The 26,199-nt window shown below is 64.0% G+C and carries 20 protein-coding genes; 8 read left to right on the top strand and 12 right to left on the bottom strand.

Features of this window, described 5'->3' with window-relative positions; genetic code table 11:
• Window positions 1–34: 34 nt before the first annotated feature.
• From PCJ49_RS20120 to PCJ49_RS20105, 4 genes are all read right to left on the bottom strand, one after another.
• The gene (locus tag PCJ49_RS20120) at window positions 35–1,573 is read right to left on the bottom strand and encodes a carboxylesterase family protein (protein WP_089288382.1); all 1,539 of its coding nucleotides are present in this window, start codon (window positions 1,571–1,573) and stop codon (window positions 35–37) included.
• Window positions 1,574–1,598: 25 nt separating this feature from the next.
• Window positions 1,599–2,003 (bottom strand): DUF6379 domain-containing protein, encoded by a 405-nt coding sequence (locus PCJ49_RS20115; protein ID WP_089288381.1) that lies wholly within the window; start codon window positions 2,001–2,003, stop codon window positions 1,599–1,601.
• Window positions 1,996–2,913, bottom strand: coding sequence for a TIM barrel protein (locus PCJ49_RS20110; protein WP_269912505.1), 918 nt, complete (start codon window positions 2,911–2,913; stop codon window positions 1,996–1,998). The genes PCJ49_RS20115 and PCJ49_RS20110 overlap by 8 nt, the downstream gene beginning before the upstream one ends.
• A 74-nt stretch (window positions 2,914–2,987) precedes the next feature.
• The gene (locus tag PCJ49_RS20105) at window positions 2,988–5,330 is read right to left on the bottom strand and encodes a TonB-dependent receptor (protein WP_269912504.1); all 2,343 of its coding nucleotides are present in this window, start codon (window positions 5,328–5,330) and stop codon (window positions 2,988–2,990) included.
• 416 nt (window positions 5,331–5,746) lie between these two features.
• Here PCJ49_RS20105 and PCJ49_RS20100 point away from each other — a divergent pair, with 416 nt between their 5' ends.
• Together PCJ49_RS20100 and PCJ49_RS20095 are read left to right on the top strand one after the other, a co-directional pair.
• Window positions 5,747–6,469, top strand: a complete 723-nt coding sequence (locus PCJ49_RS20100) for a TetR/AcrR family transcriptional regulator (RefSeq protein ID WP_269912503.1) — start codon at window positions 5,747–5,749, stop codon at window positions 6,467–6,469.
• A 106-nt stretch (window positions 6,470–6,575) separates the two neighbouring features.
• A complete protein-coding gene (locus PCJ49_RS20095; protein WP_269912502.1) occupies window positions 6,576–9,884 on the top strand; it encodes a glycosyl hydrolase in 3,309 nt (1,102 codons plus the stop codon).
• A gap of 374 nt (window positions 9,885–10,258) precedes the next feature.
• Here the strand turns inward: PCJ49_RS20095 and PCJ49_RS20090 are convergent, their stop codons facing one another.
• Complete coding sequence (locus tag PCJ49_RS20090) at window positions 10,259–10,687, bottom strand: YccF domain-containing protein (RefSeq protein WP_269912501.1); 429 nt, start codon at window positions 10,685–10,687, stop codon at window positions 10,259–10,261.
• Between the two features lie 261 nt (window positions 10,688–10,948).
• On the opposite strand from PCJ49_RS20090, the gene PCJ49_RS20085 reads away from it, so the two are divergent.
• Window positions 10,949–11,131 (top strand): hypothetical protein, encoded by a 183-nt coding sequence (locus PCJ49_RS20085; RefSeq protein WP_269912500.1) that lies wholly within the window; start codon window positions 10,949–10,951, stop codon window positions 11,129–11,131.
• Window positions 11,132–11,227: 96 nt separating this feature from the next.
• Here PCJ49_RS20085 and PCJ49_RS20080 read toward each other — a convergent pair whose 3' ends face one another.
• Window positions 11,228–12,250: an NAD(P)/FAD-dependent oxidoreductase gene (locus PCJ49_RS20080; RefSeq protein ID WP_269912499.1), complete on the bottom strand. Its 1,023-nt coding sequence runs from the start codon at window positions 12,248–12,250 to the stop codon at window positions 11,228–11,230.
• Window positions 12,251–12,427: 177 nt separating this feature from the next.
• Here PCJ49_RS20080 and tsaE point away from each other — a divergent pair, with 177 nt between their 5' ends.
• Both tsaE and PCJ49_RS20070 read left to right on the top strand, forming a co-directional pair.
• A complete protein-coding gene (gene tsaE / locus PCJ49_RS20075; protein ID WP_269912498.1) occupies window positions 12,428–12,886 on the top strand; it encodes a tRNA (adenosine(37)-N6)-threonylcarbamoyltransferase complex ATPase subunit type 1 TsaE in 459 nt (152 codons plus the stop codon).
• Window positions 12,886–13,908: a phosphotransferase gene (locus PCJ49_RS20070; RefSeq protein ID WP_269912497.1), complete on the top strand. Its 1,023-nt coding sequence runs from the start codon at window positions 12,886–12,888 to the stop codon at window positions 13,906–13,908. Before tsaE ends, PCJ49_RS20070 begins: the two co-directional genes overlap by 1 nt.
• 228 nt (window positions 13,909–14,136) lie before the next feature.
• Here PCJ49_RS20070 and PCJ49_RS20065 read toward each other — a convergent pair whose 3' ends face one another.
• A complete protein-coding gene (locus PCJ49_RS20065) occupies window positions 14,137–15,321 on the bottom strand; it encodes an acyltransferase family protein (RefSeq protein WP_269912496.1) in 1,185 nt (394 codons plus the stop codon).
• Window positions 15,322–15,335: 14 nt separating this feature from the next.
• Here PCJ49_RS20065 and PCJ49_RS24785 point away from each other — a divergent pair, with 14 nt between their 5' ends.
• Window positions 15,336–16,280, top strand: a complete 945-nt coding sequence (locus PCJ49_RS24785; protein ID WP_269912495.1) for a LytTR family DNA-binding domain-containing protein — start codon at window positions 15,336–15,338, stop codon at window positions 16,278–16,280.
• A gap of 301 nt (window positions 16,281–16,581) precedes the next feature.
• Here the strand turns inward: PCJ49_RS24785 and PCJ49_RS20055 are convergent, their stop codons facing one another.
• Window positions 16,582–16,776 (bottom strand): hypothetical protein, encoded by a 195-nt coding sequence (locus PCJ49_RS20055; protein WP_269912494.1) that lies wholly within the window; start codon window positions 16,774–16,776, stop codon window positions 16,582–16,584.
• 123 nt (window positions 16,777–16,899) lie between these two features.
• The gene (htpG, locus tag PCJ49_RS20050; RefSeq protein ID WP_269912493.1) at window positions 16,900–18,780 is read right to left on the bottom strand and encodes a molecular chaperone HtpG; all 1,881 of its coding nucleotides are present in this window, start codon (window positions 18,778–18,780) and stop codon (window positions 16,900–16,902) included.
• Between the two features lie 544 nt (window positions 18,781–19,324).
• On the opposite strand from htpG, the gene PCJ49_RS20045 reads away from it, so the two are divergent.
• Window positions 19,325–20,065, top strand: a complete 741-nt coding sequence (locus PCJ49_RS20045; RefSeq protein ID WP_269912492.1) for a nucleotidyltransferase family protein — start codon at window positions 19,325–19,327, stop codon at window positions 20,063–20,065.
• Window positions 20,066–20,260: 195 nt separating this feature from the next.
• Complete coding sequence (addB, locus tag PCJ49_RS20040; protein ID WP_269912491.1) at window positions 20,261–23,236, top strand: double-strand break repair protein AddB; 2,976 nt, start codon at window positions 20,261–20,263, stop codon at window positions 23,234–23,236.
• 144 nt (window positions 23,237–23,380) lie between these two features.
• On the opposite strand, the gene PCJ49_RS20035 is transcribed toward addB, so the two are convergent.
• The 3 genes from PCJ49_RS20035 to dapD form a co-directional block, all read right to left on the bottom strand.
• Window positions 23,381–23,956: a hypothetical protein gene (locus PCJ49_RS20035; protein WP_269912490.1), complete on the bottom strand. Its 576-nt coding sequence runs from the start codon at window positions 23,954–23,956 to the stop codon at window positions 23,381–23,383.
• Entirely contained in the window at window positions 23,956–25,110 is a 1,155-nt protein-coding gene (gene dapE / locus PCJ49_RS20030; RefSeq protein WP_089288636.1) for a succinyl-diaminopimelate desuccinylase, read from the bottom strand. The genes PCJ49_RS20035 and dapE overlap by 1 nt, the downstream gene beginning before the upstream one ends.
• A 211-nt stretch (window positions 25,111–25,321) precedes the next feature.
• Window positions 25,322–26,164 carry a 2,3,4,5-tetrahydropyridine-2,6-dicarboxylate N-succinyltransferase gene (gene dapD / locus PCJ49_RS20025; RefSeq protein WP_269912489.1) on the bottom strand — a complete coding sequence of 281 codons (843 nt, stop codon included), beginning with the start codon at window positions 26,162–26,164 and terminating at the stop codon, window positions 25,322–25,324.
• Window positions 26,165–26,199: the final 35 nt, after the last annotated feature.

Raw genomic sequence — 26,199 nt, 5'->3', positions numbered from 1 at the left:
GTTTCGTTTATCGCGTGATCTGTCCGCCAAACCGTTATGGCGCTGTACTTTCTACCAAATCCAGCCTGGCACGGTATGAATCATCGATGAAACGGGGGCCTTGCAGGGTGAAATCCAGTATCTTGTCCGCTGCTGCGTTGTAGGGCAGCCATTCCGGCCCCCCGTTTGCTGTAGGCACACCGTTGCGGGCGAAGGACACGAAATAATCGTGGATAGCCTGCGACGTCGCCTCATCTGTCGGCGTCACCTGCCCCGGAAACCGGACATTGATGGTGCGGAAGACAAACGGGATTTCGCTGGCGTGCATGGCCCCCATCGCGCTCGCCTGCTGTGATTGCGCGATATAGGAGAAGCGATAACCAAAACTGGTGGCCTTTCGCGCCGCCGCCGCGCGCATGACATAGCGCGCTGGTTCAATGAACCCCCGGTCGCCAGCGATCTTCCAAACCATGATCAGATCATTCGGGCTGGCATAAAGGCGTCTGGCTTCATCGGCCCTGGACCCGAAGCCGGCAAGCGCCCGCTCCGGGTCACGGTCCAGGGGAAATCCGTCCATGCCAGTAGCACCGACCATGACCGGGATGTGGGGCGAGCCATGCCCTGCTGCCAGCAGCCGTTCCGGTTCATCCGTCACAAGCCGCCCGTCAATATGGGGGTTGATCATCAAATGATCGCCGGTTTTCAGCAGGCTTGCCATGCTGGCATCGCCCAAGGTCGATGCCGGCAGTGCCCGCAAGGCAGCAAGACCGGCCGGTCCGGTATCCGTGATCCCGACGGAGCGGGCGTAAGCCACGCCCTTTTCCTCCGCCGTCTTCTGATCCGTCATGCTCATCACACTGCCGGGGCGTCCAGCGCCCGACATCATAATGGCCCGGCTGAACAGCCCCCTTCCAGCATCCAGAGATTGCAACACATGGACGGACCGTCCGCCGGCCGATTCACCAAAAATGGTGACATTCGCCGGGTCGCCGCCAAATGCAGCGATGTTGCGTTGAACCCATTTCAGCGCTGCAAGCTGGTCCATGAAACCGAAATTACCGGTCGGGCCACCGCCCGCCTCTGCTGTAAGAGCAGGGTGGGCGAAGAAACCCAAACGACCGATGCGGTAATTGGCGCTGACCAGAATGACGCCGTTGCGGGCAAAGGCCGTACCGTCATACACACCTGGGGAGGTGCCGCCATTGACAAAGCCGCCGCCATAAATCCAGAACATCACTGGATATTTGACACCCGGTTTCGCGTCCACCGGTGTCCAGACATTCAGGTAAAGACAATCCTCACCCAAGGGACCGCCCAAGGGGGCTGCATCACCCGCGAACGGCACTTGCTGGCAATCATTTCCATAGGATTTAGCCGACCGCACATCCGTCCAGGAGGCGGGAGGAACCGGCGCGCGCCAGCGCAGGTCACCCACAGGCGGTGCGGCAAACGGAATGCCCTTGAAGGCGCGGACACCGTTCTCCTCCACACCCTCCAGCGCCCCAGCCTCCACCGTTACTGTTACATTCGCGGCCTGCGCGGCGACGGCAAGGAAAGGGAAAGCAATAAGGGATGCGGCAATGAGGAAACGCATGTGGTCCTCCCCAATGTATCAGCCATCAAGGCAGAATGATCGTGGCGTGGCGTGCATCGCGCACGAAAACCGGCTGGAATTCCGGCGGGAAATAGGGATGGCGGAAACGGATGGAACTGGCGACATGGTGGACGCCGGGCGCCAGCCCGCCCGCCTTGGGCACGATCACCGTGAAATAGCTGCCGACATAGAGGCGGGCCACCGTTTCCTCGGCCATTTCAGCATGGCTATATTCCCGGTCACCCACGCGGATACGGCTCTGTTCGGCGGGATATTCCACCCCGTCAATCACCAGATCGACACCTTCGATCAGGCTGAGGCGGGAGCTGCGGTAATTCGGCTGACGGATACGCACCTCAAAGCCGGTACGCGCCCCCACCGGGCCGATATTGTGGAAACCGGTGCTCTGGATATGGCTGCGCTCAAGCATGGACGTTCCCCCCGTGCGCGGCATCGTATTCGGCTTCAAGCTTGCGGATCAGCGCGTGCTGGCGGCGCACCTGCTCAATCGATACCCAGGGGTCGCGCGCCCCTTCATATTCGCTGGAGAGATAGCCGGCATAGCCCAGCTTCTTCAGCATCGGCACGATCCGGTCCCACGGGATGTGGTGGTCATGCAGATTTTCATCGATATGGTGGAACTTGGCCTGGATGAAGGGCACGTACTGGATGACATCCGCCAGATGTTCCACCGGCACCTTGATGCCGTTCAGGAAGCTCAACGCCTTTTTGCGGATTTCATCGGTTTCCCCCCCGCCCCACTTGTTCAAGGGGCGGTCCTGGAAGATGCCGGTATCGATCATCAGACCGAAATTCTTGGTGCCCGTGCGTTCGATGAAGGCGATATAGGCATCCGTCACCGGGTGCTTGATCGGCGTGGGGGAGTGGATTTCCGGCAGGATCACAATGTCCAGCTGGTGGGCCAGATCCAGATTGCGTTCCACCGCCGGCTGCCAGATCGGATCGGGTGTCAGCTCGCCATCAATCACGCCGAATTTCGGGCGCAGGAATTTGAAGCCCAGCCGATGGGCCAGCCGCAAATCCTGCGCAATCTGTGCAGCCCCTTCTTCGGCGCTCATATTGCGGCCGATGGTGATACGGGTATCCACCCAGGCCGCCATATTGGTCGGCTCCAGCTGATACCGGTCCAGCAGGGCAAACCAGTTGTCCAGCCAGGCCGTGGTCGGTTCCGGATATGTCGGGATGCTGGTTTCGCCCAGAATTTCGATACCGGTGGAGCCGGTGCCGGCGACATGGTCGAAGGCATCCTCCAGGCTCATCACCGTGCCCAGATCTTCGGTGTAGCTGTAAAGCGACACCCCATATTTGAACGCGCTCAAGGCGTTACACTCCCTCTTGGCTCAAGGTACCGGTCGCCCGGCCGGGGGGAAGAAACGCCCCGGCCGGGTCAAACTCAGAAGTTCACGCCCATGCGCACACCGATGGTGCGAACGGAGTCGTAATTGAACCGCTGCGTCAGGGTCAGGGTCTTGGCATTCACCGCATCGCCCGGCTCATTCCCGATATTGAAGGGCCGGATCTGGTTGAAGCAGTTCTTGCAGAACAGGCCAGCCGACCAGGAATCCGCCTTGATGGAGAGATTGAGATCAAACCGGTCGGTACTGGGGATGGTCATTTCCGGGGCAAAACCGGAATTCAGCGGCGAGCGATGGTAATAGGTGACGCCCACCGAACCATCCAGGCTTTCCGTCAGCGGGGTGGTGTAATCCGCCGTCAGCGTGCTGGTGAACTTCGCCGACAGGGGCACGCGCCGCCCACTAGCATCAAAGGTGGCATTGATGGCGCAGCTGGGGTCCGGCTGCGTGGCATAGCACTGTACGCCCGGATAGGAATTGAACTTGGCATCCACATAGGACAGGGACGCACCGAGGGTCAGCCCATGCGCCGGACGGACCTGCAGGCCGATATCAATCCCCTTGGTGGTGGCGGTCGCCGCATTGGTCAGGATGATGGTCTGCAGCGGCTCGTTAAAGGACTGAACCTGCAAATTGCTGAAGCGGGTATGGAAGGCGGCGGCGGAGACCACCAGCTTGCGATCCAGCAGGGCCGACTTGACACCGACCTCCCCGCCTTTGGAAATTTCCGGCTGCACACTGATATCGGCCCCCCGCGCCGGGGAGGAGTTGGAGAAGCCCGGCCCCTTATAGCCGCGGCCATAGAAGCCATAGAGCAGCGTGTCCGGCACCACATCGTAATCAAGACCAACCTTCCAGCTGAAGTTGGTATTGTCGACCTTGCCCCGGCTGATATTGTTGGGCACGCCGAGCGTGACGAAATATTTGCCGGTATTTTCGATCAGATCAATCGATGCCTTGTCATAGGTCAAACGCCCGCCGGCCGTCAGTTTCAACTGTTCCGTCAGGGCATAGTTGAACTGGCCGAAGCCGGCATAGCTGCGCACCTTGCTCTGCAAACTGGCATCCTGACCCAGGAAATAAAGGTTGCTGACGCTGCAGGCCGGTGGCGGCCCCGCCGTCACGGTGGCACCAACGCAGAAGGGGAACTGCGGCAAGGCCGGTGCAGGCAGGTTATTGAAACCACCACGCTGGACTTGATTATCCGTATTGCTTTGGAAGTAATAAAGCCCGGCCTGTCCACCGAACGGCCCGTCATTCGGCAATGCCACGCGCAGTTCCTCAGAGAACTGATTATACTGGCTGGCATTGGTGTTGGTATTCAGGAAATTGACGGGGGTTTGATCGGAATCGCTGGCATAAGACTGGTCCAGTTTCTTCCATGCAGAAATGCTGGATATTTCCAGGCCATTGTCAAACGCATAGGCAAGTTTGCCCTGGACACCGCCCATTTCCAGATCGCGCCAAGCTGGGCCATCGGTGGCCATATCCAGATTGTCAGGACCGGGCACCACGCCGGCCGATGCCAGGATGGAACGATACTGGGTATTGGGGCCGAGCGACCGGTAGGTTGTGTCCCAGAAGCCGGAAACACCCCGGTTTTTAAAGTAATCGCCGCCGAGATTGACCGTAAGACCATTGCCGGGATCGGCCAGGAACTTCACACGGACGGCCTTTTGTTCCACATCACCATCATTCCGGCCCACCGGCTTCCCCAGGTTCCGTGTCAGCGCATCCTGATAGCTGTAGGTCCCGGCAATGCGCAGGGCGCTGGTGTCACTGATCGGCACATTCAGGGCCGCCTGGTTACGAATGCCCAACCCGTCGGAACCAGGGCGGCTGCGGCTGGTACCTTCCGCATTAATATAGCCGCTGGTCTCCCCCAGTTTCGGGTCAACCGTGGTGATATTGACCAGGCCGGCAGAGGCGTTCTTGCCGAATAGCAGGCCCTGGGGGCCATTCAACACTTCCACCCGCTGCACATCATAAAGCGCACCGGCAGCGAAGGCGGGAATACCCAGAACCACATCATCAACGACCTGCGAAACCGTCGATTCGACGGTCGGCGAGAAGGTGTTGGTGCCGATGCCCCGGATGGAGAAGCTGTCATCGCTGCCCGTCTGCAAGCTGGGCGTCAGCTTGGTGAGGGTGCTGAGATCGCTGACCCCATTGGCCGTCAGGACATCTGCCGTAACAACGGACACGCTGGCCGGCACCTTCAGCACGCTTTCGCTGCGGCGCTGCGCCGTGACGATGATCTCGCCGATTACATCCTCTTGCGCAGCGGCACCTGTCGCGCCTTCCTGCGCCTGGGCCATTGCCGGTGCCATGACGGCACAGGATGCCAGCAGCACCATCTTGATAGTCCTACGGTTTTTCATTCTTGGACCTCCCTCTGTTTTGTCTTGTTTCGGGAACACCCGCTCAGGTGCGCCGCCGCGTTGCCACGGGCATGTGCCGTGACCGACCTTTCTCCCTGCGGCTGATGGACGACCTCCCTGGTTGGGATATTCTCTTGCGCCGATATCGAATTGGAATATAATTTTAGTATGGTGATCGGGAACGGTTGTCAAGCGCTGTTGATTGTTCCGTCGCCAAATCACGAAAACCTGCCCGCACGGCGACGGGCGGGAAAACGAAAGCAGGGGGCAATGATTTGATATAATTGGTGAAAATATAAATTCTGCCTGCCCGCCCACCGGCACCATGCCCTTGCCGGGGCGGGCATCTTGTGATGTTGCGCAGCGGACGGCACTGCCGAGAGAGGTTGCGGAGCATGAACGCTTCGGAGTAAGCAATGCTGATGATCAAACAGGTGAAATCGTCCAAAGGCACACAAGCCGTTCCCCGTGCCCGCCGTGCAACGGTGGCGGCAGCGGCGGGCGAACCAGCCCCCGCTGCGCCCGCGGACCGGGGGCCGGTACAGGGGCGCAGCCAGGCTTCCCTGAAACGGATGCTGGCCGCCGCGCGCAACCTGATGCTGGAACGCGATGGGGAAGATTTCACCCTGAACGATGTCAGCATGACCGGCAAAGTCTCGATCGGCTCCATCTATCACCGGTTTGCCAGCAAGGACGATCTGGTCCGCGCCGTGCTGGAGGCGGAGATGAAAGAGATCGAGGCTGGCGAAACGCTGGTGCAACAGCGTTCGCTGGAACAGAGCAGCAGCCTTGATCAGTTTATCTCTTTGTTTATTCGTGATTTTTTTGAGGTCTTGAAGAAGCACTCCCTGTTCATCCGCTTGAATATCCGCCGCGCGGCCACCGACCCGGCCGCCGCCATGCTGGGTGACACGCATGAACAGCGGGCGGCGCAGCGGCTGCATAAGGCGCTGACGATCTATGCCGCGGATATCCCCGGCGATCTGGATCGGAAGGCCTCCTATTCCATGCTGATGATCTTCTTTGCCCTGGCCTGGCAGCTGACCCCGGAAATGCCGCGCCCCACCAAGCCGCAGCAGCATCCGGATTGGGTGATCATTGAGCTTTGCACGATGATCAGCTCCTATCTGAAGAACTGATCCCTCCCGGCGCTGGCTCTACAGCGCCGACGCCTTGCCAAGGGTGCGCCCCTGCGGGGTGGCTGCCCGCATCCAAACAGATAACCGACCTTGGAGAGTGAGCCTGATGATCACGCTTCAGTCTCTGCGCGCCGCTGCCCTGGCCGCAACCCTGCTGCTGCCCCCGGCGGCCATGGCTGCCGATGCCGCCGGCACGCTGGACCAGCAGTTCCGCACCCCGCCCGCCTCCGCGCGCCCGCATGTCTGGTGGCACTGGATGAATGGCAATATCAGCGCGGATGGGGCGACACTTGATCTGGAATGGATGCAGCGGGCTGGCATCGGCGGCGTGCAGATTTTCGAAGGCAATCTGGAAACGCCGCAGCTGGTCCCCGAACGGCTGATCTATATGTCGCCGGCCTGGAAGTCCGCCCTGCGCAGTGCTGTCGCCAAGGCCCAGGAACTAGGGCTGGAGGTCGCCATCGCCTCTTCACCGGGGTGGAGTGCGACCGGTGGCCCCTGGATCAAACCCGAAGCGGCGATGAAGAAACTGGTCTGGAGCAGTGTCACCCTGTCCGGCGGAAAGCCGCAGCGGCCCGCCCTGCCCCAGCCCGCCGGCACGGCCGGCCCCTATCAGGATATTCCGCAGGCCATGATCAAGCCGGGGGCGGGTGTGGGGCCGGCCTTCTACCGCGACATTGCCGTGCTGGCCTGGCCGACAAGGGCCAAGCCCTTGCCCAGCCCGCACGTCACCGCCAGCAGCGGCACGGTGCCGGCCGGGATGCTGGGGGATGATCAGTTCGGGCCGACCATCGATCTTCCCTTCAGCGGCCCCGATTCCGCTGCCTGGGTGATGCAGAGCTTCGAGAAGCCCGTCACCATCCGCTCTGTGGTGGTGGGCCAGCCCGGTGCGCGCGGCTTCGGCGCCGCCACCCCGCCCTTGATCCGGCTGGAAGCCAGCGATGATGGCGTCTCCTTCCGCCCCGTCGCCACATTGCCGGCCACCCGTTCCCCCGTGCGCTCTGCCACTTTCGCCCCAGTCACCGCACGCCATTTCCGCCTCACCCTGTTGGTGCCGGCGGCACCGGCCGGGGGGCCGCCGCCCTTTGCGGCCGGTGTCGTGATGCCGCGCTTTCCGGCACCGCCGGCCGTCTATCGCCTGTCGGAATTCCGGTTGGACAGCGCACCGCGCGTGCATCGCGCGGAGGAAAAGGCGGGGTTTGCTGCTGCCGATGATTATGACGCCCTGGCCACCCCGTCGGCGGCGGTGGACAGCGCCCCTGCTGCGGCCGATGTGGTAGATCTGACCAACCGGCTGCGGCCCGACGGCACGCTGGACTGGACCCCGCCCGCCGGACAATGGCGCGTGGTCCGCTTCGGCTATTCCCTGACCGGTCACCAGAACGCCCCCGCCCCAGCGGAGGCGACCGGGCTGGAGGTGGACAAGCTGAGCGCCCAGCATGTCGCCGATTACGCCAACCATTATTTCGGCCTGTACCGCGCGGCGGTGGGGGATGGGCTGATCGGCGGCAAGGGTATCCGCGCCCTGCTGAGCGACAGCATCGAATCCGGCCCACAGAACTGGACGGAAAACATGCTGGCCGAATTCCGCGCCCGTCGCGGTTACGATGCCCTGCCCTGGCTGCCCGCCCTGACCGGCCAGATCATTGGCGGGGCGGACGAAAGCGACCGTTTCCTCTGGGACTTCCGCCGCACCATCGCCGAACTGCTGGCGGAAAACCATTATGGCACCCTGGCGCGGGTGGCGCGGGAAAATGGGCTGCGCTATTACGCCGAAGCGCTGGAAGATCATCGCCCCCAGCTGGGCGATGATATGGAGATGCGGCAGCACGCCGACATTCCCATGGGTGCCATGTGGACCCTGCCGAAGGGCGGGGCGCCGAAACCCACCTTTGTTGCCGATCTGCGAGGGGCGGCCTCCGTCGCGCATATTTACGGCAAGAAACTGGTGGCCGCCGAGGCCTTCACGGCCTTTGGCCAGCCCTGGGCCTTTTCCCCTCGCGACCTGAAGCCCACCGCCGATACCCTGTTCGCCCTGGGTGTCACCCGGCCGATCATCCACACCTCACCGCATCAACCCTTCACCGACGGGCGGGTGCCCGGCCTGGCGCTGGCCCCGGTGCTGGGGCAATATTTCAGCCGCACGGAGACCTGGGCGGAGCAGGCGCGCGGCTGGACCGACTATCTCGCCCGCTCCGCCTATCTGCTGCAACAGGGCCGGTCGCAGCAGGACATCGCCTATTTCTATGGGCAGGAAGCGCCGATCACCGGGCTTTACGGCGATGCGCCACCGGCCGACCTGCCGGCGGGCCATGGCTTTGATTTTGTCGGTGCCGATGCGCTGCTGAACCAACTCTCCGTAGAGAATGGCGATCTGCTGGCCAAAAGCGGGGTTCGTTACAAGCTGCTGATGCTGGGCGGCAGCAGCCAGCGGATGACCCTGCCCGTGCTGCGCCGGATCGCCGAGCTTGCGGCAGCCGGGGCCACGATTGTCGGTGCCAAGCCGCTGGGCTCCCCCAGCCTTGCCGATGATGCGGCGGCTTTCCAGGCGCTGGCCGATCAGGTCTGGGCATCAGGCCACATCCTGCCGGACCTGCCATCGGCGCTGCAGGCCCGGCAACTGACACCGGACTGGGATGCCGGCCCCTTGACGGCAAATCTCGCGGTGCTGCATCGACAGTTGGATGATGGCGATCTCTACTTTGTCAGCAACCGCAGCGCCGAGCGCCTGACCGGCCCCATCCGCTTCCGGGTCAGCGGCAAGGCGCCGGAACTGGCGCGGGCGGAAACCGGGTCGATCGAACCGGCCGCCTACCAGATCGCCGATGGCCGCACCCAGGTGCCGCTGGCGCTGGAAGGGCATGAGGCACTGTTCGTGCTGTTCCGCAAACCAGCCACAGCGGACAGTCGGGCCCTGACAGCACCCGCCCTGCGCCCCGCCCTGCCCTTGACCGGCCCTTGGGAAGTGCGCTTCCAGCCCGGCCGGGGTGCCCCGGCCGCACACCGGTTCGACACGCTTGTCTCCTGGACGGCGATGCCGGAACCAGGCATCCGCTATTTCTCCGGCACCGCCAGCTATCACCGTGAATTTGACCTTCCCGCCACCATGACCGCGCACAAACAGCCAATCTGGCTGGACCTGGGCGACGTGCGGGAGATGGCGGAGATCATGATCAATGGACAGGTGGCGGGCCTGTTGTGGCATCCGCCTTACCGGACAGAGATCACATCCCTGCTGAAGCCGGGCCGCAACCGGATAGAGGTGTGGGTGACCAATCTCTGGGTCAATCGCCTGATCGGCGACGCCCAGCCCGGTGCGGCGAAAATCACCTACACGCAGGCCCCCGCCTATAGCGCAGAGGCCCCCCTGATCCCGTCGGGTCTGCTGGGTCCAGTGCAGCTATTGACCCGGTAACCGTTCGCGAGGCGGACACGCCGTTGCAATGAGTTTTATACCAACCCGCCTGAAGGTTGAACTTTAGGCGGGTTACACCAACGGTCAAAATTCTTGACCGTTGGTACGGCGGCGACCGCCGCCGCGCGGCCCATGCCGCGTGAGCCAAGCTGCCGGATGGCAGCGCCCGGCGATTGAGGGGCACGAAAACGTGACCATCGGTCATGATTTCGTGCCGTTGGTATTAGAGCCTGATGCGTTTAATCGTAAACGCATCAGGCTCTAAGCTCTTGTTCAGCGAGCAGATTCACGCTGCAAAGCGATTCCGCTTTTCCGCGATCTGCTCTAGAGGCCGGCATCCGCTGCCCGGTGCCTGAGGGCGCACCCCTGTCTGCTTACCGCCGCCCATACATGGCGTCGGCCACTTCGCGGTCAACAATGGTCTTGCCGATGGGGGCCAGCGCCAGCCCGGCAAATTTGAAATGCTGGAAGCCGAAAGGGATGCCGATGATGGTCAGGCAGAAACCCAGCCCCAGCAGCAGATGACCCAGGGCCAGCCAGATGCCGGCAAAGATGAACCAGATGATATTGCCGATGGCGCCCAGCGCCCCGGTGCCCAAATCCTCCCGCCCGGTCAGGTCGGCCCGGTCCACCGCCACCCGGCCAAAGGGCCAGAGCATGAAGATGCCGATATTCACCGCCGCCCGCGCCCAGGGGATGCCGACAATGGTGATGACCATGAACAGCGCCGCCGTCAGCCAGCCCAGCGCCGCGGCAAAGCCGAACAGGAATACCCACAGCACGTTTAGCAACAGGTTGATCATCACCGCGTTCCTTGCTTGATCAGGCACATAGGCCATCATGCCCGATATCTGGGGTGAAGAAACGGCCAATGCACAGCACCGGCACCGGACCACTGACGGCGATGCCGCAGCAATGCGCCGGGCGCGGGGTCGCCTATCCTATCGGCGCGATTGACGCGGAGGCTGGTCGATCCTATCTTATCCACAGGCCCAGTGAGGTGTGTGATGGCGATCAGCGGTATTTCTGCATATGCGTCCCAAGCGGTATCCCAAAGCCCGACCGTGCGTTCCACGGACGGTGGCAGCCGGGTGCAGGCTGTGGGTGCCGTCCAGCAGGACAATAGCAGCAACCCGGCAGAGGAAAGCCGGGAGAGCGTGCAGAACACCGCGCCGACGGATAATGAACGGCAGGAAGCCATCCAGTCCGGCCGTACCCGTGGCAGCTTCGTGAACATCACCGCCTGATACCGGGCGATAAAACCGGACAGGTACGGCGTTTCAAGGCCCGATCCCAAAGACCAAAGACCCGCGCAGGGAATGCCCCGCGCGGGTCTTTTTTTATCAGGCCCCCGGCTTGCCCTTGCTGGTGGAATATTCAAAATGCAGGGCCACATCCGGGTGAACGCGCGGATGGATGGCGTGGGCGGCCATGGCCGCTTCGGCGAAACCGCACAGGATCAGCTTCAGCTTGCCGGGATAGTTGGCGATATCGCCAATGGCATGGATGCCGGGGGCCGATGTCGCCAGCGTGCGCTGATCGACCGCGATATGGCCCTTTTCCATCTCCAGTCCCCAATCGGCGATCGGGCCCAGATTCATCGCCAGCCCGAAGAAGGGCAGCAGCACATCGGCGTCCAGCACCTTTTCATGATCGTCCAGGTCGGCCACCCGCACGCCGGTCAGCTTGCCCCCCACCCCTTCCAGCCCGGAAAGCTGATAGGGCACCACCAGTTCGATCTTGCCCGACGCGATCAGCGCATCCATGCGCGACACGCTTTCGGGTGCTGCGCGGAATTTCGGGCGGCGATGCACCACCATCACCTTTTCCGCCACCTCTGACAGGGAATTGGCCCAGTCCACCGCGCTGTCGCCGCCGCCGGCGATCACCACGCGCTTGCCGGCGAAATCAGCCCGGCGCTTCACCATATAGAAGACGCCGGAACCTTCATACTGTTCCAGCCCGTCCAGCGGCGGCTTGTTGGGGCCAAAGGCGCCGACGCCGGCGGCGATGATCACCGCCTTGGCCTCAATCACCGTGCCCTTGTCAGTGCCGACCAGCCAGCCCTCGCCTTCACGGGTCAGGGTGGTGACCTGCTGGCCCAGATGGTAGGTGGGGTTGAAGGGGGCGGCCTGTTCGGCCAGCCGGTCGATCAGGTCAGCCCCATCGATGGAGGGGTGGGCCGGAATGTCATAGATCGGCTTTTCCGGGTAAAGCGCCGTGCATTGCCCGCCCAGCATATCCAGCGCATCCACCACATGGGTGCGCATCTTCAACATGCCGCATTCAAACACGGCGAACAGGCCGACGGGCCCGGCGCCGATAATGACGACATCGGTGGAATGGCGGTTCTGGGTATCGGACATGGGCGCACACTTTCCGGCAACCGGTGAATGATCGCCGGTCTAGGTGCCCCCTTTCCCCCGGCTTGGCAAGCCCCGCAATGTCTGGATGGCAAACGGAACCAGCCATTCCAAAGCGTCATGAAGTTGGGATAGACTCCCATTCAACACGCAATCCGTTAAGATTCATTCGCAGGCCCCATGACCAGCCTTGTTTTCGATCTTGCCGATGAAGATGCCACGGCCTCCTTGGCCGCGACCGTGGCCGGGTGGCTGCGCAGCGGCGATGTGCTGGCCCTGCGGGGTGATCTGGGGGCCGGCAAAACCGCCTTCTGCCGGGCGCTGATCCGCCATCTGGCCGATAACCCGGCAGAGGAGGTGCCCAGCCCCACCTTCACCCTGGTGCAGCAGTACGATCACCTGTCCCCCCCGCTCTGGCATTTCGACCTGTACCGGCTGACCGACCCGGCGGAGGTGGTGGAACTGGGCTGGGAGGAGGCGTTGCAGGATTGCGCCCTGGTGGAATGGCCGGATCGGCTGGGCCGGCTGTTGCCCGCCGACCGGCTGGATATCGACATCACCATCACCGGTCCCGCCAGCCGCCGCGCCATGCTGACGGGGCGGGGCCGCTGGGAAGGCCGGCTGGCGGGGATGGCGTGATGCGCGAAAGCCAGATCATCACCTTGCTGGAAGGATGCGGCTGGGGCGGGGCCGCACGCCTTCCCATGGGGGCCGACTGGTCCACCCGCCGTTATGAACGGCTGACCCGGCAGGGGGCAGCACCGCCCAGCGCCATCCTGATGGATGCGGACGGTGCCGGGGCAGCACAGGTGCCCCCCTTTATGCAGGTTTGTGCCCTGCTGCGGGAATGCGGCCTGTCCGCCCCGGAACCCTATGCCGCCGCACCGGATCAGGGCCTGCTGCTGCTGGAAGATTATGGTGATGACAGTTTCGCCCGGCTGCTGGAAGGCGGGGCCGATCCCTGGCCGCTCTATCGGCTGGCCACCGATGTGCTGATCCATCTGCATGATCGTTTCCGCCTGGACCAGCCGGGGGCGGCGGGCCTGCCCCACTATGATCTGGCCCTGTTCAGCACCCAGGTTGGCCTGTTCGGCGATGCCTATTTCCTGGCTGCCGGTCAGCCTTTGGGCGATGCGGCACGGGCGGCGCTGGATGCGGCATGGCGGGTAGTGCTGGAAGGGGTGCTGGGCCGGCTGCCAGTCAGCCTGCTGCTGCGGGATTATCATCCCGGCAACCTGATGCTGCTGCCGGCCCGCGCGGGTGTGCGGGCCGGCGGGTTGCTGGATGTGCAGGATGCCGGCATCGGCCCGGTCAGCTATGACCTGTTGTCCCTGCTGGAAGATGCCAGGCGCGATGTGCCCCCGGACATTCAGACCGCCATGCGCACCCGTTACCTGGATGCCAGGTCGGGGGTTGGTGCCGATGCGTTCAACGCCAGCTATGCGGTGATGGGGGCGATGCGCCATGCGCGCATTCTGGGCCGGGTGGCCCAGCTGTGCGCCCAGGGTGGCAGCCGTAAACAACTGGCCTTCCTGGCCCGTGTCTGGGGCCAGTTTGCCCATGCCATCCGCCACCCGCTATTGTCGCCGGTGGCGGAATTTGTCGCCAACCACCTACCCCCAGACGGGGCGGTGGGGCATATTCTGGATCAGGCTGCCTGAGCGGGGCTTGAAGAGGAACAATACCAATCTCCCAAAGGCTTTTGACTTTGGCAGATTGGAGGCTGGCGACCGCCGGCTCAGCCCCCCTATGGGCGTGTAAGCCAAGCTGCCGGAGGCAGCGCCCGGCCACTGGAGTCGTGCGCGTTTAACCGGAAACGCGCACGACTCCAGACACTTGTTCAGCGAGCGGATTTACGCTCCAAAGCGATTCCGCTTTAAGGGCCCTGATCAGGGCAATTGGGTATAAGGCAGACCGAATAGGGGGCGCAGCAGCGGCACGCGGCGGATGATTTCATACCCCCCCAGGCAGGCGGCCAGGGTAACCGCCATCAAGGCGATGAATTCCCACCCCGCCGGAAGCCCCAGCTGTTTCAGCCCATGCCCGGCACAGACAATCACGGTCTGATGCAGGATGTAGAAGGGGAAGACCCCGCGTGACAAATAGGGGAGAATCGGTGGCCGGTGGTTCAGATGCCGCCGGGCAAAGCCCAGAATGGCCAGAATGAAGCCCCATTGCTGGGCGGCATAGACGCACCGCATGGCGGCGCGCAGGGTTTCTGGCGGATCGCGGTCGGCATAGGTTGTGTAATAGAGCTGCAAACCGGCATAGGCGGCGAGGCCAAGGATCAGCGCCGGCCAGCGCAAATGTTGCGCATTCTCCCAAACGCCGATCCGGCGGGCGAGGACAAAGCCGAACAGGAAGGCCGAGAATGACAGGGCATGATTGTACCAGTCATCTACCAGCGCATGGGTGATCGGGAAGATCGGCGCCAGCCCCAGGCGCAGCCCCGCCAGCGCCAGCCAGGGAAGGATCAACAGCAATGGCCCCTCTGTCCAGCGAAACAACGGATTTAAACGCGACCAGTCACGGTTTGTGATCAATATCGCGCCGAGGATCAGCGTATAGACCAGCAGATAGGCCACGAACCAGAGATGGTTCCAGGTGGGCAGGATCAGGCAATCGCCATCCCGGCAGAAACCCTGATAGAATCGCAGATACTGGCCCCAGAATTCCCAATAGCTGCCGGGATAGGCGATTTTCTCCACCACCTCGACATAGGATTGCGGTGGCACAATCACGGCCATGCCGAACAGCAAAGGGATGCCAAGCCGCGCCAAGCGTGACCGGAGCAGTCTTCCTGGCGACATTTTGGCCAGCATGAAGCGGGTGGCGATGCCGGACACCAGGAACAGCAGGGTCAGCCGCCAGGGGCTGGACAGCATCATCAAAGGCTCGGCCCAGGGGCTGGCATGGCCGCTTTTGGCGTGCCAGTCCCAGCTCACATAGAACATGCCGATATGGTAGAAGATCAACAGACCGAAGGCCCCCACCCGGACCCAATCCAGGAAATCCAGCCGGGTGGGGGGGCCATCAGGAACGGGGGCGGGTGAAGGTGCGGTTGCCATGGTCATCGCAAGGGTCTGGTGTGGTTGCCGATGGCCCTGACTGGCGCGGCAACGCCCCTGCCGGCAAGGCTGACGGGATGCCGGGCACTGCGGCGGTGATGGCAGGGACAGGCGGCACCCGCTGGGGGACGGGCGGCAACCCGTTCCGCCCCCGCCCCTATCTGCTGCTGGCCCTGTTGATCCTGCTCTCCAACAGCTTCAACGTGATGACGGCGGTGCAGGAAGGGGAATGGGCCGGCAAGCCGCTTTCCTGGTGGTTCATCGCCATGCTGGAAGGCAGCAGCGGCATCATGATCCTGGCCACCAGCATCCTGCCGGCGCTGGCGCTGGCGCGGGCACCGCTGTCAGCGCCCTGGGGGCGGCAGGCACTGGCCCATCTGCCGGCCTTGCTGCTGTTTTCCACCCTGCATGTGGTGGGAATGGCGGGTTTGCGGGAACTCTGTTCCTGGCTGTTCGACCTGAATTACCATTTCCGCCTGTCGCCTGACGTGATGCTCTATGAATTCCGCAAGGATGCCATCACCTATATCGTCTTCGCGGCGATCTTCGTGGCGACAGGTTTGGGACGTGTCAGGCCAGAAACTGACACAGGAATGCCGTCACCGGTCACGACATATGCGCCCACCCCTATAGCGCCAGCCCAATTTGATATCCGTGACGGGGCGCGGCTGTGGCGGGTGCCGGTGGTCGATATTCTGGCCGTGCGGTCGGCCGGCAATTATGCGGAATTTCTGCTGGCCGATGGCCGTGCCCTGCTGATGCGGGCCACCCTGACCCAGGTGCTGGCCGACCTGTCGCCCCATGGCCTGGTACGACCGCATCGGTCCTGGTTGGTGAACCCGGCCCATGTGCGGGCGGTGCTGCCGGATGGTTCCGGCGACTACAGCCTCACCCTCTCCGACAGCCGCACCATCCCCGCTTCCCGCCGCTATCCGGCGGCGCTTGCGGCGCTGCGGGGGACGTGAAGTCAGGTCAAGGGCTGGCGGTTTTGTCCGGGCGCCCAGAGACGCAGGATGTAGACACATCCGTCAGATTCGCTGAGACGGTAGACGATCATATGTTGCTGAACCGTCAAAGCCCGCAGGTCGGGGGTATCGTCCAAAAGACGGCCTTGCTCCGGCCATACGCCCAGGGACTGGATACCAGCCAAAATCTGGCGCACCTTCCGCCGAGCCGTGGGGCCGGAACCCGCCTGTCCATACCATGCGCGGATCAGGGCAAGGTCACGCACCGCAGCGGGCGAAAACCGTATCGGACGGACCATTCTCAGCGTGAAAGCGGGCGTGCTTGCGGTAGGGGTTTCTCAGCCACCGTGTCCCAGCTTTCCACCCAAGCCTTTACATCTTCCAGCGCGATGCTGCCGACCATGGCCATTTCCGCGTCGGCAGCCGACACCGCCGCCAGAAGATCGGGCGTTGCCTTGATGGGGGCTGGCTGTAAAGGGCGGTTCTGTATCGACATGATAACAATGATAGCAACGCTGGCATTCGCTTCCAAGCGATACGCCTATCCCCGATGAAAATGGCGCCGGCTGTGCGGGCCGGCGCCATCTCTCTTCAGGGCATCGTCAGGCTTAGGCGCCGATCAGCCCAGGCCGCGCTCGACAAAGCTGGCCATGCGGCGGGCAAACGCCACCGGGTCGGGCAGGGTTTCGCCCTCCACGATGCGGGCCTGATCCATCAACAGATAGGCGGCATCTTCCAGCGCGTCCGCCGCCCCATCCTGCCCGGCCTTTTCCGCCAGCCGGCGGATCAGCGCATGGCTTGGGTTCAGTTCCAGCACCCGCTTGGCGCTGGCATCGGCCCCCAACTGGCCATGCTGCTTCAACAGGCGCTGCAGGTGGATATCCATGTCGCCATCATCGGCCACCAGACAGACGGCGCTGTCGGTCAGCCGCTCCGACCGGCGGACATCCTTCACCGCCTCGCCCAGCGTCAGTTTCAGCAGGGCGATCAGGGAAGACAGATCGCCTTCCGCTGGCTTCTCGGCCTCGTCCTTCTTTTCCTCGCCGTCCGTGCCCTTGATCTTGGACAGGTCGGCCCCGCCACGGGTGACGGACTTGAAGGCCTTGCCCTGGGCCTCCCGCACCGACCCCAGCCAGAATTCATCCACCGGGTCGGTCAGCAGCATCACCTCCACACCCTTGGCGCGGAAGCCTTCGATCTGCGGGCTCTTGGCCAGCGCGGCTGCATCCTCACCGGTAATGTAATAGAGCGCGTCCTGGCCTTCCTTCATCCGCCCGATATAAGTTTCCAGGCTCACCAGCTCACCATTGCTGGCGGTGGTGCGGAAGCGCAGCAGCTTCAGCAGATCGTCGCGGTGGGTGAAATCCTCATACAGGCCTTCCTTCAGCACCGGGCCGAAGGCATCCCAGAAACGGGCATATTCGGCGGCCTGTTCAGGGTCAGCCGCCTTCTTGTTCAGGTCGCCCAGCACGCGCTTGACGATGCCGGCCTTCAGCTTGGCCAGCACCGGATTGTGCTGCAGCATCTCGCGGCTGACATTCAGCGGCAGGTCTTCGCTGTCCACCACGCCGCGCAGGAAGCGCAGATAGGGCGGCACCAGCCCTTCCGCCTCGTCCGTGATGAAGACGCGGCGGACATAGAGCTTCACATGATGGGCGCGGCGCGGATCGAACAGGTCGAACGGGCGCTGCTGCGGCACGAACAGCAGGCCGGTATATTCGATCACCCCTTCGGCGCGCCAATGCAGGGTCAGCCACGGATCATCGAAGCTGTGGCCGACATGGTGATAGAATTCCTTATACTGCTCTTCGCTGATCTCCGACTTTGACCGGGTCCAGAGCGCGCTGGCAGCATTGACCGAATCCGCCTCCTCGCCCAGCAGGATGGGCACGGCGATATGGTCGGAATATTTCTTCACCACCGACCGCAGCCGGTGTTCGTCCAGGAAATCCTTCTCGTCCGCCTTCACATGCAGCACGATGCGGGTGCCACGGGCCGGCGCATCGGCGCTTTCGGCCACGGTGAAGCTGCCCTTGCCGTCGCTGCTCCACAGCCAGCCGTGCTTTTCACCGGCACGGGTGGAATAGACATCCACCTTGTCGGCGATCATGAAGGCGGAATAGAAGCCGACGCCGAACTGGCCGATCAGGCTGACATCCTTCTTGGCATCGCCTGACAGGTTCTTGACAAAGGCCGACGTGCCGGACCGGGCAATGGTGCCCAGATTATCCACCAGATCCTGCCGGTTCATGCCGATGCCGTTATCGGTCACGGTCAGCGTGCCGGCATCCTTGTCGATCACCAGACGGATCTTGAAATCCGGGTCGCCTTCCATCAGCGCCGCATCGGTTTGTGCCGCATAGCGCAGCTTGTCGCAGGCGTCCGATGCGTTGGAGATCAATTCCCGCAGGAAGACTTCCTTGTCCGAGTAGAGGCTGTGGGCCACCATGTCCAGCAGGCGGCTGACCTCGGCCTGGAAACTAAGCCGTTCCTCGCTCATCGCTTCTCGTCTCTCATCATGTGGTCATGCAACAGGCGGCCAGAACTGGCCGCAACCGGCTGTCGATATGGGACAGAAGGGGGGGCGGCGCAAGGGGGAAGCGCAACCGTCAAAGTCAGGGTGTCCTGCTCCCCAAAACATAAGCGTTTATAAGCAGAGTCCTCTGGTTTGATATTGGGGTTGAGGTCTGGAATATGGAGCGGCAAAAACAAGAGCCATGCCCCCCACCTTCTCAATAATAGCCTTGGCCTTCTCGCTTTTACGGCTGAACAAGTTATCGAGGATGACGACGTCGCAGGGTCGGCGCTAACTGGGTTTCGACATAGGTTTCAAAAAGAACCTGGTTCAGATGAATCACATCCAGAACTTAAACGGAATCCTTCGATTCCGATTTCACACCCAATGCTCTAACCTGCCTTGTACGTGCAATGGACGATCTGTCGACTGTTTGGTCGTACGTGACAGCGGCGGCGGTCCTATGCTCAATCTCGGCTGTAACTGGGGGGATCGCGGGAGCCGTCCGCCGAGCAAGGGAGTTTCTTTCATGGGTTTCATGCCGAAGCGGGCCATGGTGCTGGCCGCCGGATTGGGAATGCGGATGCGGCCGATCACCCTGACCACGCCGAAACCACTGGTCGCGGTCGGTGGCAAGCCGATGCTGGACCATGCGCTGGACCGGCTGGCCGATGTCGGCGTGGCAGAGGCGGTGGTGAATGCCCATTGGCTGGCCGACAAGATCGCTGGCCATCTGGCCGCCCGCCAACAGCCCGCCCCCCGCATCTCCCTGTCGCGGGAGGAAGAGGTTTTGGAAACCGGCGGCGGCGTGCGCCACGCCCTGCCCCTGCTGGGGGAGGAGCCGTTTTTCACCATCAATGCCGATATTGTCTGGCTGGATGGGCCGGTGCCCGCCCTGCAACGGTTGGCCCAGGCCTGGGACGCCGACAAGATGGATTGCCTGTTACTGGTCACGCCCACGGCCACCGCCGTTGGCTATGACGGGCGCGGCGATTACCACATGGCCCCGGACGGCGTGCTGACGAGCCGCGTGGAGGGGGAGGTCAGCCCCTTCGTGATGGCCGGCATCGCCATCATGAAACCGGAACTGTTCGCGGACCGCCCGGCAGGGGCCTTCAGCCAGAGCCTGATCTGGCGGGAGGCCGAAGCGGCAGGCCGGCTCTATGGTGTACGCCATGATGGCAACTGGTACCATGTCGGCACGCCCGACGCCGTTCCGCTGGTCGACGCGCATCTGCGGGAGCCGGTGGGGCGGGAGGTGGTGCCGTAAGGGGAGCGTGAGCACTGCGACGCCGCCCTGAGCGCTGAGATATCCCCTGCCTCTACCTGCCTCCCCCGCGTAAGCGGGGGTCCAGGGCCAAGGGCACCTGACCGTGGTTCCCGGTTGGCCCTGGTTCCCCGCTTCCGCGGGGAAAGCACTTAAAATGTGAGAATCCTTTTCTTCGTCCAAGGCCCCCCGGTCCCCATGCCCAACGTCTATACCCTTGCCCCCAACCTGCCCTTTGTTGACGCGCTGGCCGCCGGCCTGTGGGCGCGGGTGGAGGGCGATGCGCTGGCGTTGAGCCGGATCACCGTGCTGCTGCCCACCGCGCGTGCCGTGCGGTCGCTGCGGGAGGCGTTTTTGCGCCTGTCGGGCGGGCGGCCCATTCTGCTGCCGCGCATGGCCCCGCTGGGCGATGTGGATAGCGACGAAATCACCCTGATGCTGGACGGGATGAAGGCCGGCGGGCTGGATCTGGCCCCCGCCATCGCTCCCCTGCGCCGGCAATTGCTGCTGTCCCGCGCGGTATTGGCCGCCGGGGACAGTTTCGCCAAGACCAAGGCGCAGGCCGCCCGCCTGGGGCGGGAGCTGGCCAAGCTGCTGGATCAGGTGCAGACCGAACAGCTGAGCTTTGACCAGCTCCGCACCCTGGTGCCCGATGATTATGCCGAACATTGGCAGGTCACCCTGTCCTTCCTGTCCATCATCATCGACCAATGGCCGGCAATCCTGGCCGATCTGGGGGTGGTGGACCCCGCGCAGGAACGCAATAACCGGCTGGCCGCCTTTGCCCGCGCGCTGGAACTGAACCCGCCGCCCCATCCGATCATCGCCGCCGGTTCCACCGGCACCATCCCGGCATCGGCTGACCTGCTGGCCACCATCGCAAGGCTGCCGCAAGGCGAAGTGGTGCTGCCCGGCCTGGACCAGGATATCGATGCCGAGACCTGGAGCGCGCTGGATGAGGCGCACCCGCAATTCGCCCTGAAACACCTGATCAACCGGCTGGGTGTGGCGCGGGAGGAGGTGCAGGATTGGCCGGTGCCGGCCAGCGTCCGCCTTTCCTGCCCGCCCGCCCGTATCCGCCTGATCGCGGAGGCCATGCGCCCCGCCGGCACGACGGAGGCCTGGCGCGACCTGCCCGATATCGACCCCAGCGCCCTGGAACGGCTGCACCGAATCGACGCCACCACCCCGCAGGAGGAGGCGGGCATCATCGCGCTGATCCTGCGGGAAGCGCTGGAAGTGCCGGAAAAGACGGCGGCCCTGGTGACGCCGGATCGCAATCTGGCCCGACGGGTCGCCACCGAACTGGCCCGCTGGGGCATCAAGGTGGATGACAGCGCCGGTCGCCCCCTGGCACAGACGCCGGTGGGCAGCTTCCTGCGCGTCATTGCTGATCTGGCGGTACAGGGGGCGCCCATCCCGCTGCTGTCGCTGCTGAAACACCCGCTGGCCGGTGGCGGGATGGAGGCGGGCGACCTGCGTCGGCTAGGTCGCCAGTTGGAAAAGGCGGTGCTGCGCGGCCCGCGCCCGCCGGGCGGGCTGGACGGGCTGCGCCAGGCGCTGAACGGGGCCGACCGCCGCCGGCTGGGCAACCCGGCGCTGAAGGCCGATCTGCTGGCCCTGGTGGACCGGCTGGAAGAACGGATGGGGGATTTCATCAATGCCGTGCGCGATGGGGAGGAACGGCCCCTGACCGACTGGCTGCACCTGCATGTGGGGGCAGCGGAGGCGATGGCAGCGCTGGAGGCCGAGCCCGGCAATGAACGGCTGTGGCGCGACAAGGACGGGGAGGCCGCCGCCGCCTTCATTGATGAGTTGCGCGACGCCGCCACCGGCTATCCCAGCATGGGCGGGCGCGATTATGCCGGCCTGATGGAGGTGCTGATTTCCGGGCGGCCGGTGCGCCCGGCCTTTGGCCTGCATCCGCGCCTGCATATCCTGGGCCTGATGGAAGCACGGTTGCAGCAGTTCGATACGGTGATCCTGGCAGGCTTGAATGAGGGGACATGGCCCCCTGCCCCCACACCCGACCCCTGGATGTCGCGCCCGATGCGCACCCGATTCGGCCTGCCGTCGCCGGAACGGCAGGTGGGGCAGGCGGCGCATGATTTCGCCCATGCCTGCGGGGCGCACACGCTCTATCTCTCCCGTTCCGAACGGGTGGACGGCACGCCGACCGTGCCGTCGCGCTGGCTGTTGCGGCTGGATACGGTGCTGGGCAAGGCGGGGCTGCGCGGCTCCATCGGCCATGCGGTGGAGCATTACCGTGCCCTGTATCAGGCCCTGGACCGGCCCGCCCAGGTGAAGCCCTGCCCGGCCCCGGCCCCCTGCCCGCCGCTGACGGCGCGCCCGCGCAAACTGTCCGTCACCCAGATCGAAACCTGGATGCGCGACCCCTATGCCATCTATGCCCGCAAGATTCTGGAGCTGGAGGCGCTGGAGCCGATTGATGCCGACCCCGGTGCGGCGGAACGCGGGGAGATTCTGCACAAGGCACTGGAAAATTTCATCCGCCGCTATCCGTCGCAACTGCCGGGCAATGCGCGGTCGGAACTGCTTGCCTGCGGGCGGGAGGCGTTTGGCGACCTGCTGGACCAGCCGGGGGTGCAGGCCTTCTGGTGGCCACGCTTTGAACGGGTCGCTGATTGGTTTCTGGGCGTGGAGGCGGAACGCCGCAAAACCATCCGCCCGCTGGCCATTGAGGTGACAGGCAGCATCCGCCTGACCCCGCCGGGTGGGGATTTCATCCTGACCGCCAAGGCCGACCGTATCGACCGCACGCCCACCGGCGGCGTGGTGCTGCTGGATTACAAGACCGGCCTGCCGCCGACCGGCAAGGAAGTGCGGCTGGGCAAGGCCCCGCAATTGCCCTTGGAAGCGCTGATCGCGCGGGAGGGCGGCTTTACCGAGATCGGACCGGCGACGGTGGAGGGGCTGGAATTCTGGCGTCTCACCGGTGGCGACCCCGCCGGCACCATCCAGACCCTGAAGGATGATGCCCATGATCTGGCGGATGAGGCGCGCGAGGGGCTGTTGGCCTTGATTGAGGCGTTCGACGATCCGGCCATGCCCTATCGCAGCCAGCCGCGCCCCAGCTGGGCGCCGCGCTTCACCGATTACGCCCACCTGTCCCGCATCGCCGAATGGTCCGCCGGCGGTGGGGAGACGGAGTAATACCAATCTCCCTTGATCGTGACCGATCAAGGGAGATTTCGCGTTCCCTCAGTCGCCGGGTGGGCGCATCCGCGCCCTTGGCTCACGCCGCACGTGCGGCGGGCCGGCAGTCGCCGGCCTCCAATCCGCCGGAAGGCGGGTTGGTTACCCCACCGCCTGGGTCGCGGAATTGATCAGCAGATTGAGGGTGAGATCGCTCAGCAGCAGGGCGCTGGCCAGCAAACCGTTGCAGGCCAACGACTGGCGCAGCACGAACCAGCCATAGACCAGCAGCCAGAGCATGGGCAGAACCAACGCACCATTCACCGCCCGCGCCCCCGCCTCCCCACCGCCGGACAGGCCCAGGGACAGGGTGACGAACAGGGCATAGACCAGCATGGCCACCAGCTGCGACCAGTTATAGGCCACCACCATCAGGCCAATGCGCGATCCATGCCCCATGGCCTGGGCCAGATGGCAGGCCAGCAGCAGGAATCCGGCGACATTGGCCGCCATCGTCACCGCCTCCAGCGCCAGATAAAGCGGCAGGCCAAGCTTGCCCAACATCGGGTCGCCCAGCGCCACGGAGATCAGCAGGGAGAGCGGGAAGACCAGCAGATAGACCCTGAAGCTGCGCGCAATATCCGCATCGCTGTCGCTGAAACAGGCCATGCCGCCGGCATCCAGCCGCAACAGGCGCAGGGCGCCGGCCAGCCCCTGCCGGATTTCAGGCGACAGCATCAGGCGGCCTTGCCGGCGAAGAAATCAACCAGCACCCGGTCATAAATGGCGGTCAGCTGGATCAGGTCGGCCACGGCCACATGTTCATCCACCTTGTGCATGGTGGCGCCGACCAGCCCGAATTCCACCACCGGGCAATGATCCTTGATGAAACGGGCATCCGACGTGCCGCCGCTGGTGGACAATTCCGGTTGCTTGCCCGTCACCGCCGTCACGGCCCCGGCCACCGTGGCCACCAGGGGGCCGGGCGGGGTCAGGAAGGCGACACCGCTGGTCTGCATCTTCAAGTCCCAGGCGCCCCCCACCTCTTCCAGCACATCGCGGATATGGGCTTCCAGGCTGTCGGGCGTGTGCAGATCGTTGAAACGGATATTAAATTTGGCCGTGCCCTTGGCCGGGATGACATTGCTGGCCGGGTTGCCGACATCGATGGTGGTCAGCGCCAGGGTGCTGGGCTGGAAATGGGCCGTGCCCTCATCCAGCGGGCTGCCGGCCAGCAGGGTCAGCGCCTCCGTCAGGCGGGGCAGCGGGTTGTCCGCCAGATGCGGATAGGCGACATGGCCCTGCGCGCCATAGGCCGTCAGCGTGGCGGTGACGGAGCCGCGCCGGCCGATCTTCATCATATCGCCCAGCGCCTTCGGGTTGGTGGGTTCCCCCACCAGACAGGCATCGATCACTTCCCCCTGCTCGCGCATCCAGTCCAGCACCTTGCGCGTGCCATTGATGGACGGCCCTTCCTCATCCCCCGTGATCAGCAGGGAGATGGAGCCGTTGGGCGTACCGTTGCGATCCAGGAACGATTTCGTTGCGGCAACGAAACAGGCGATGGCCCCCTTCATGTCGGAGGTACCGCGCCCGAACAGCTTGCCGTCAATGATCTCCGCCCCGAACGGATCGACGGTCCAGCCGGCGCGGTCGCCGGTGGGCACCACATCGGTATGGCCGGCGAAGCAGAAATTGGGGCTGGCGCTGCCCAGGCGGGCATAGAGATTGTCCACCGGGTCGGTGCCCGGCTCCTCAAACCGCAGGCGGGTGCAGGTGAAGCCCATGTCGGTCAACACCCCCTCCAGCACGCCCAACGCCCCGGCATCGGCGGGGGTGACACTGGGGCAACGGATCAGGGCCTGGGTCAGGGCGACGGGATCGATGGACATGGGGGAAGCCTGGGGGTTGGGGGGCCTGATCTGAGAGAGATTGCGCCAGTTAGAATTCTTAACCAATTGAAATCCTTAACCGTCACCCCGGCGAAGGCCGGGGTCCAGGATTTCGGGGCGCATTGCTCTACGAACTGGACCCCGGCCTTCGCCGGGGTGACGGTCAAAATAAGGGCGTTTCAGTAAAACGTCTGTTACGCGCCTTCACCCATCAATCACGCAGCAGATCGTTGATGCTGGTCTTGGAGCGGGTCTGCGCGTCCACGCGCTTGACGATCACCGCACAGGACAGGCTGGGGCCCGGCGTGCCGTCGGGCAGCGGCTTGCCCGGCAGGCTGCCCGGCACCACCACGGAATAGGCCGGCACCCGGCCGACAAACACCTCACCGGTGCTGCGGTCGATGATCTTGGTGGTGGCGGAGATGAAGACGCCCATCGACAGGACAGCCCCCTGCTCCACGATCACGCCTTCCACCACTTCCGACCGCGCGCCGATGAAGCAATCATCCTCGATGATCACCGGGCCGGCCTGCAGCGGTTCCAGCACGCCGCCGATACCGACACCGCCGGACAGGTGCACATTCTTGCCGATCTGGGCGCAGGAACCAACGGTGGCCCAGGTATCCACCATGGTGCCCTTGTCGACAAAGGCACCGACATTGACGAAGCTGGGCATCAGCACCACGCCCGGCGCCACATAGGCGCTGCGGCGCACCACGCTGCCCGGTACGGCGCGGAAGCCGGCCTGACGCCAGGCGGCCTCGTCCCAGCCGACAAACTTGGACGGCACCTTGTCCCACCAGGTGGCCCCGCCGGGGCCGCCCTGGATGACGCTGTTGTCATTCAGGCGGAAGGACAGCAGCACCGCCTTTTTCAGCCACTGGTTCACCACCCAGGTGCCGTCGATCTTTTCCGCCACGCGGGCTTCGCCCTTGTCCAGCAGGGACAGGGCGGTTTCCACCGCGTCGCGCACGGCGCCTTGGGTGGAAAAGCCCAGACCCTCGCGGTTGTCCCAGGCGGCATCGATGGTGCGGGAAAGATCAGCGTGGCTCATGTTCTCTCAAAGTCCCGTTTGTTAGTATCCGGCGG

The organism is Niveispirillum sp. BGYR6, from assembly GCF_027568365.1.
Classification (GTDB): Bacteria; Pseudomonadota; Alphaproteobacteria; order Azospirillales; family Azospirillaceae; genus Niveispirillum.
Note: the sequence above shows the minus strand (reverse complement) of the source record. Positions and strands in the feature narration are given on the sequence as shown.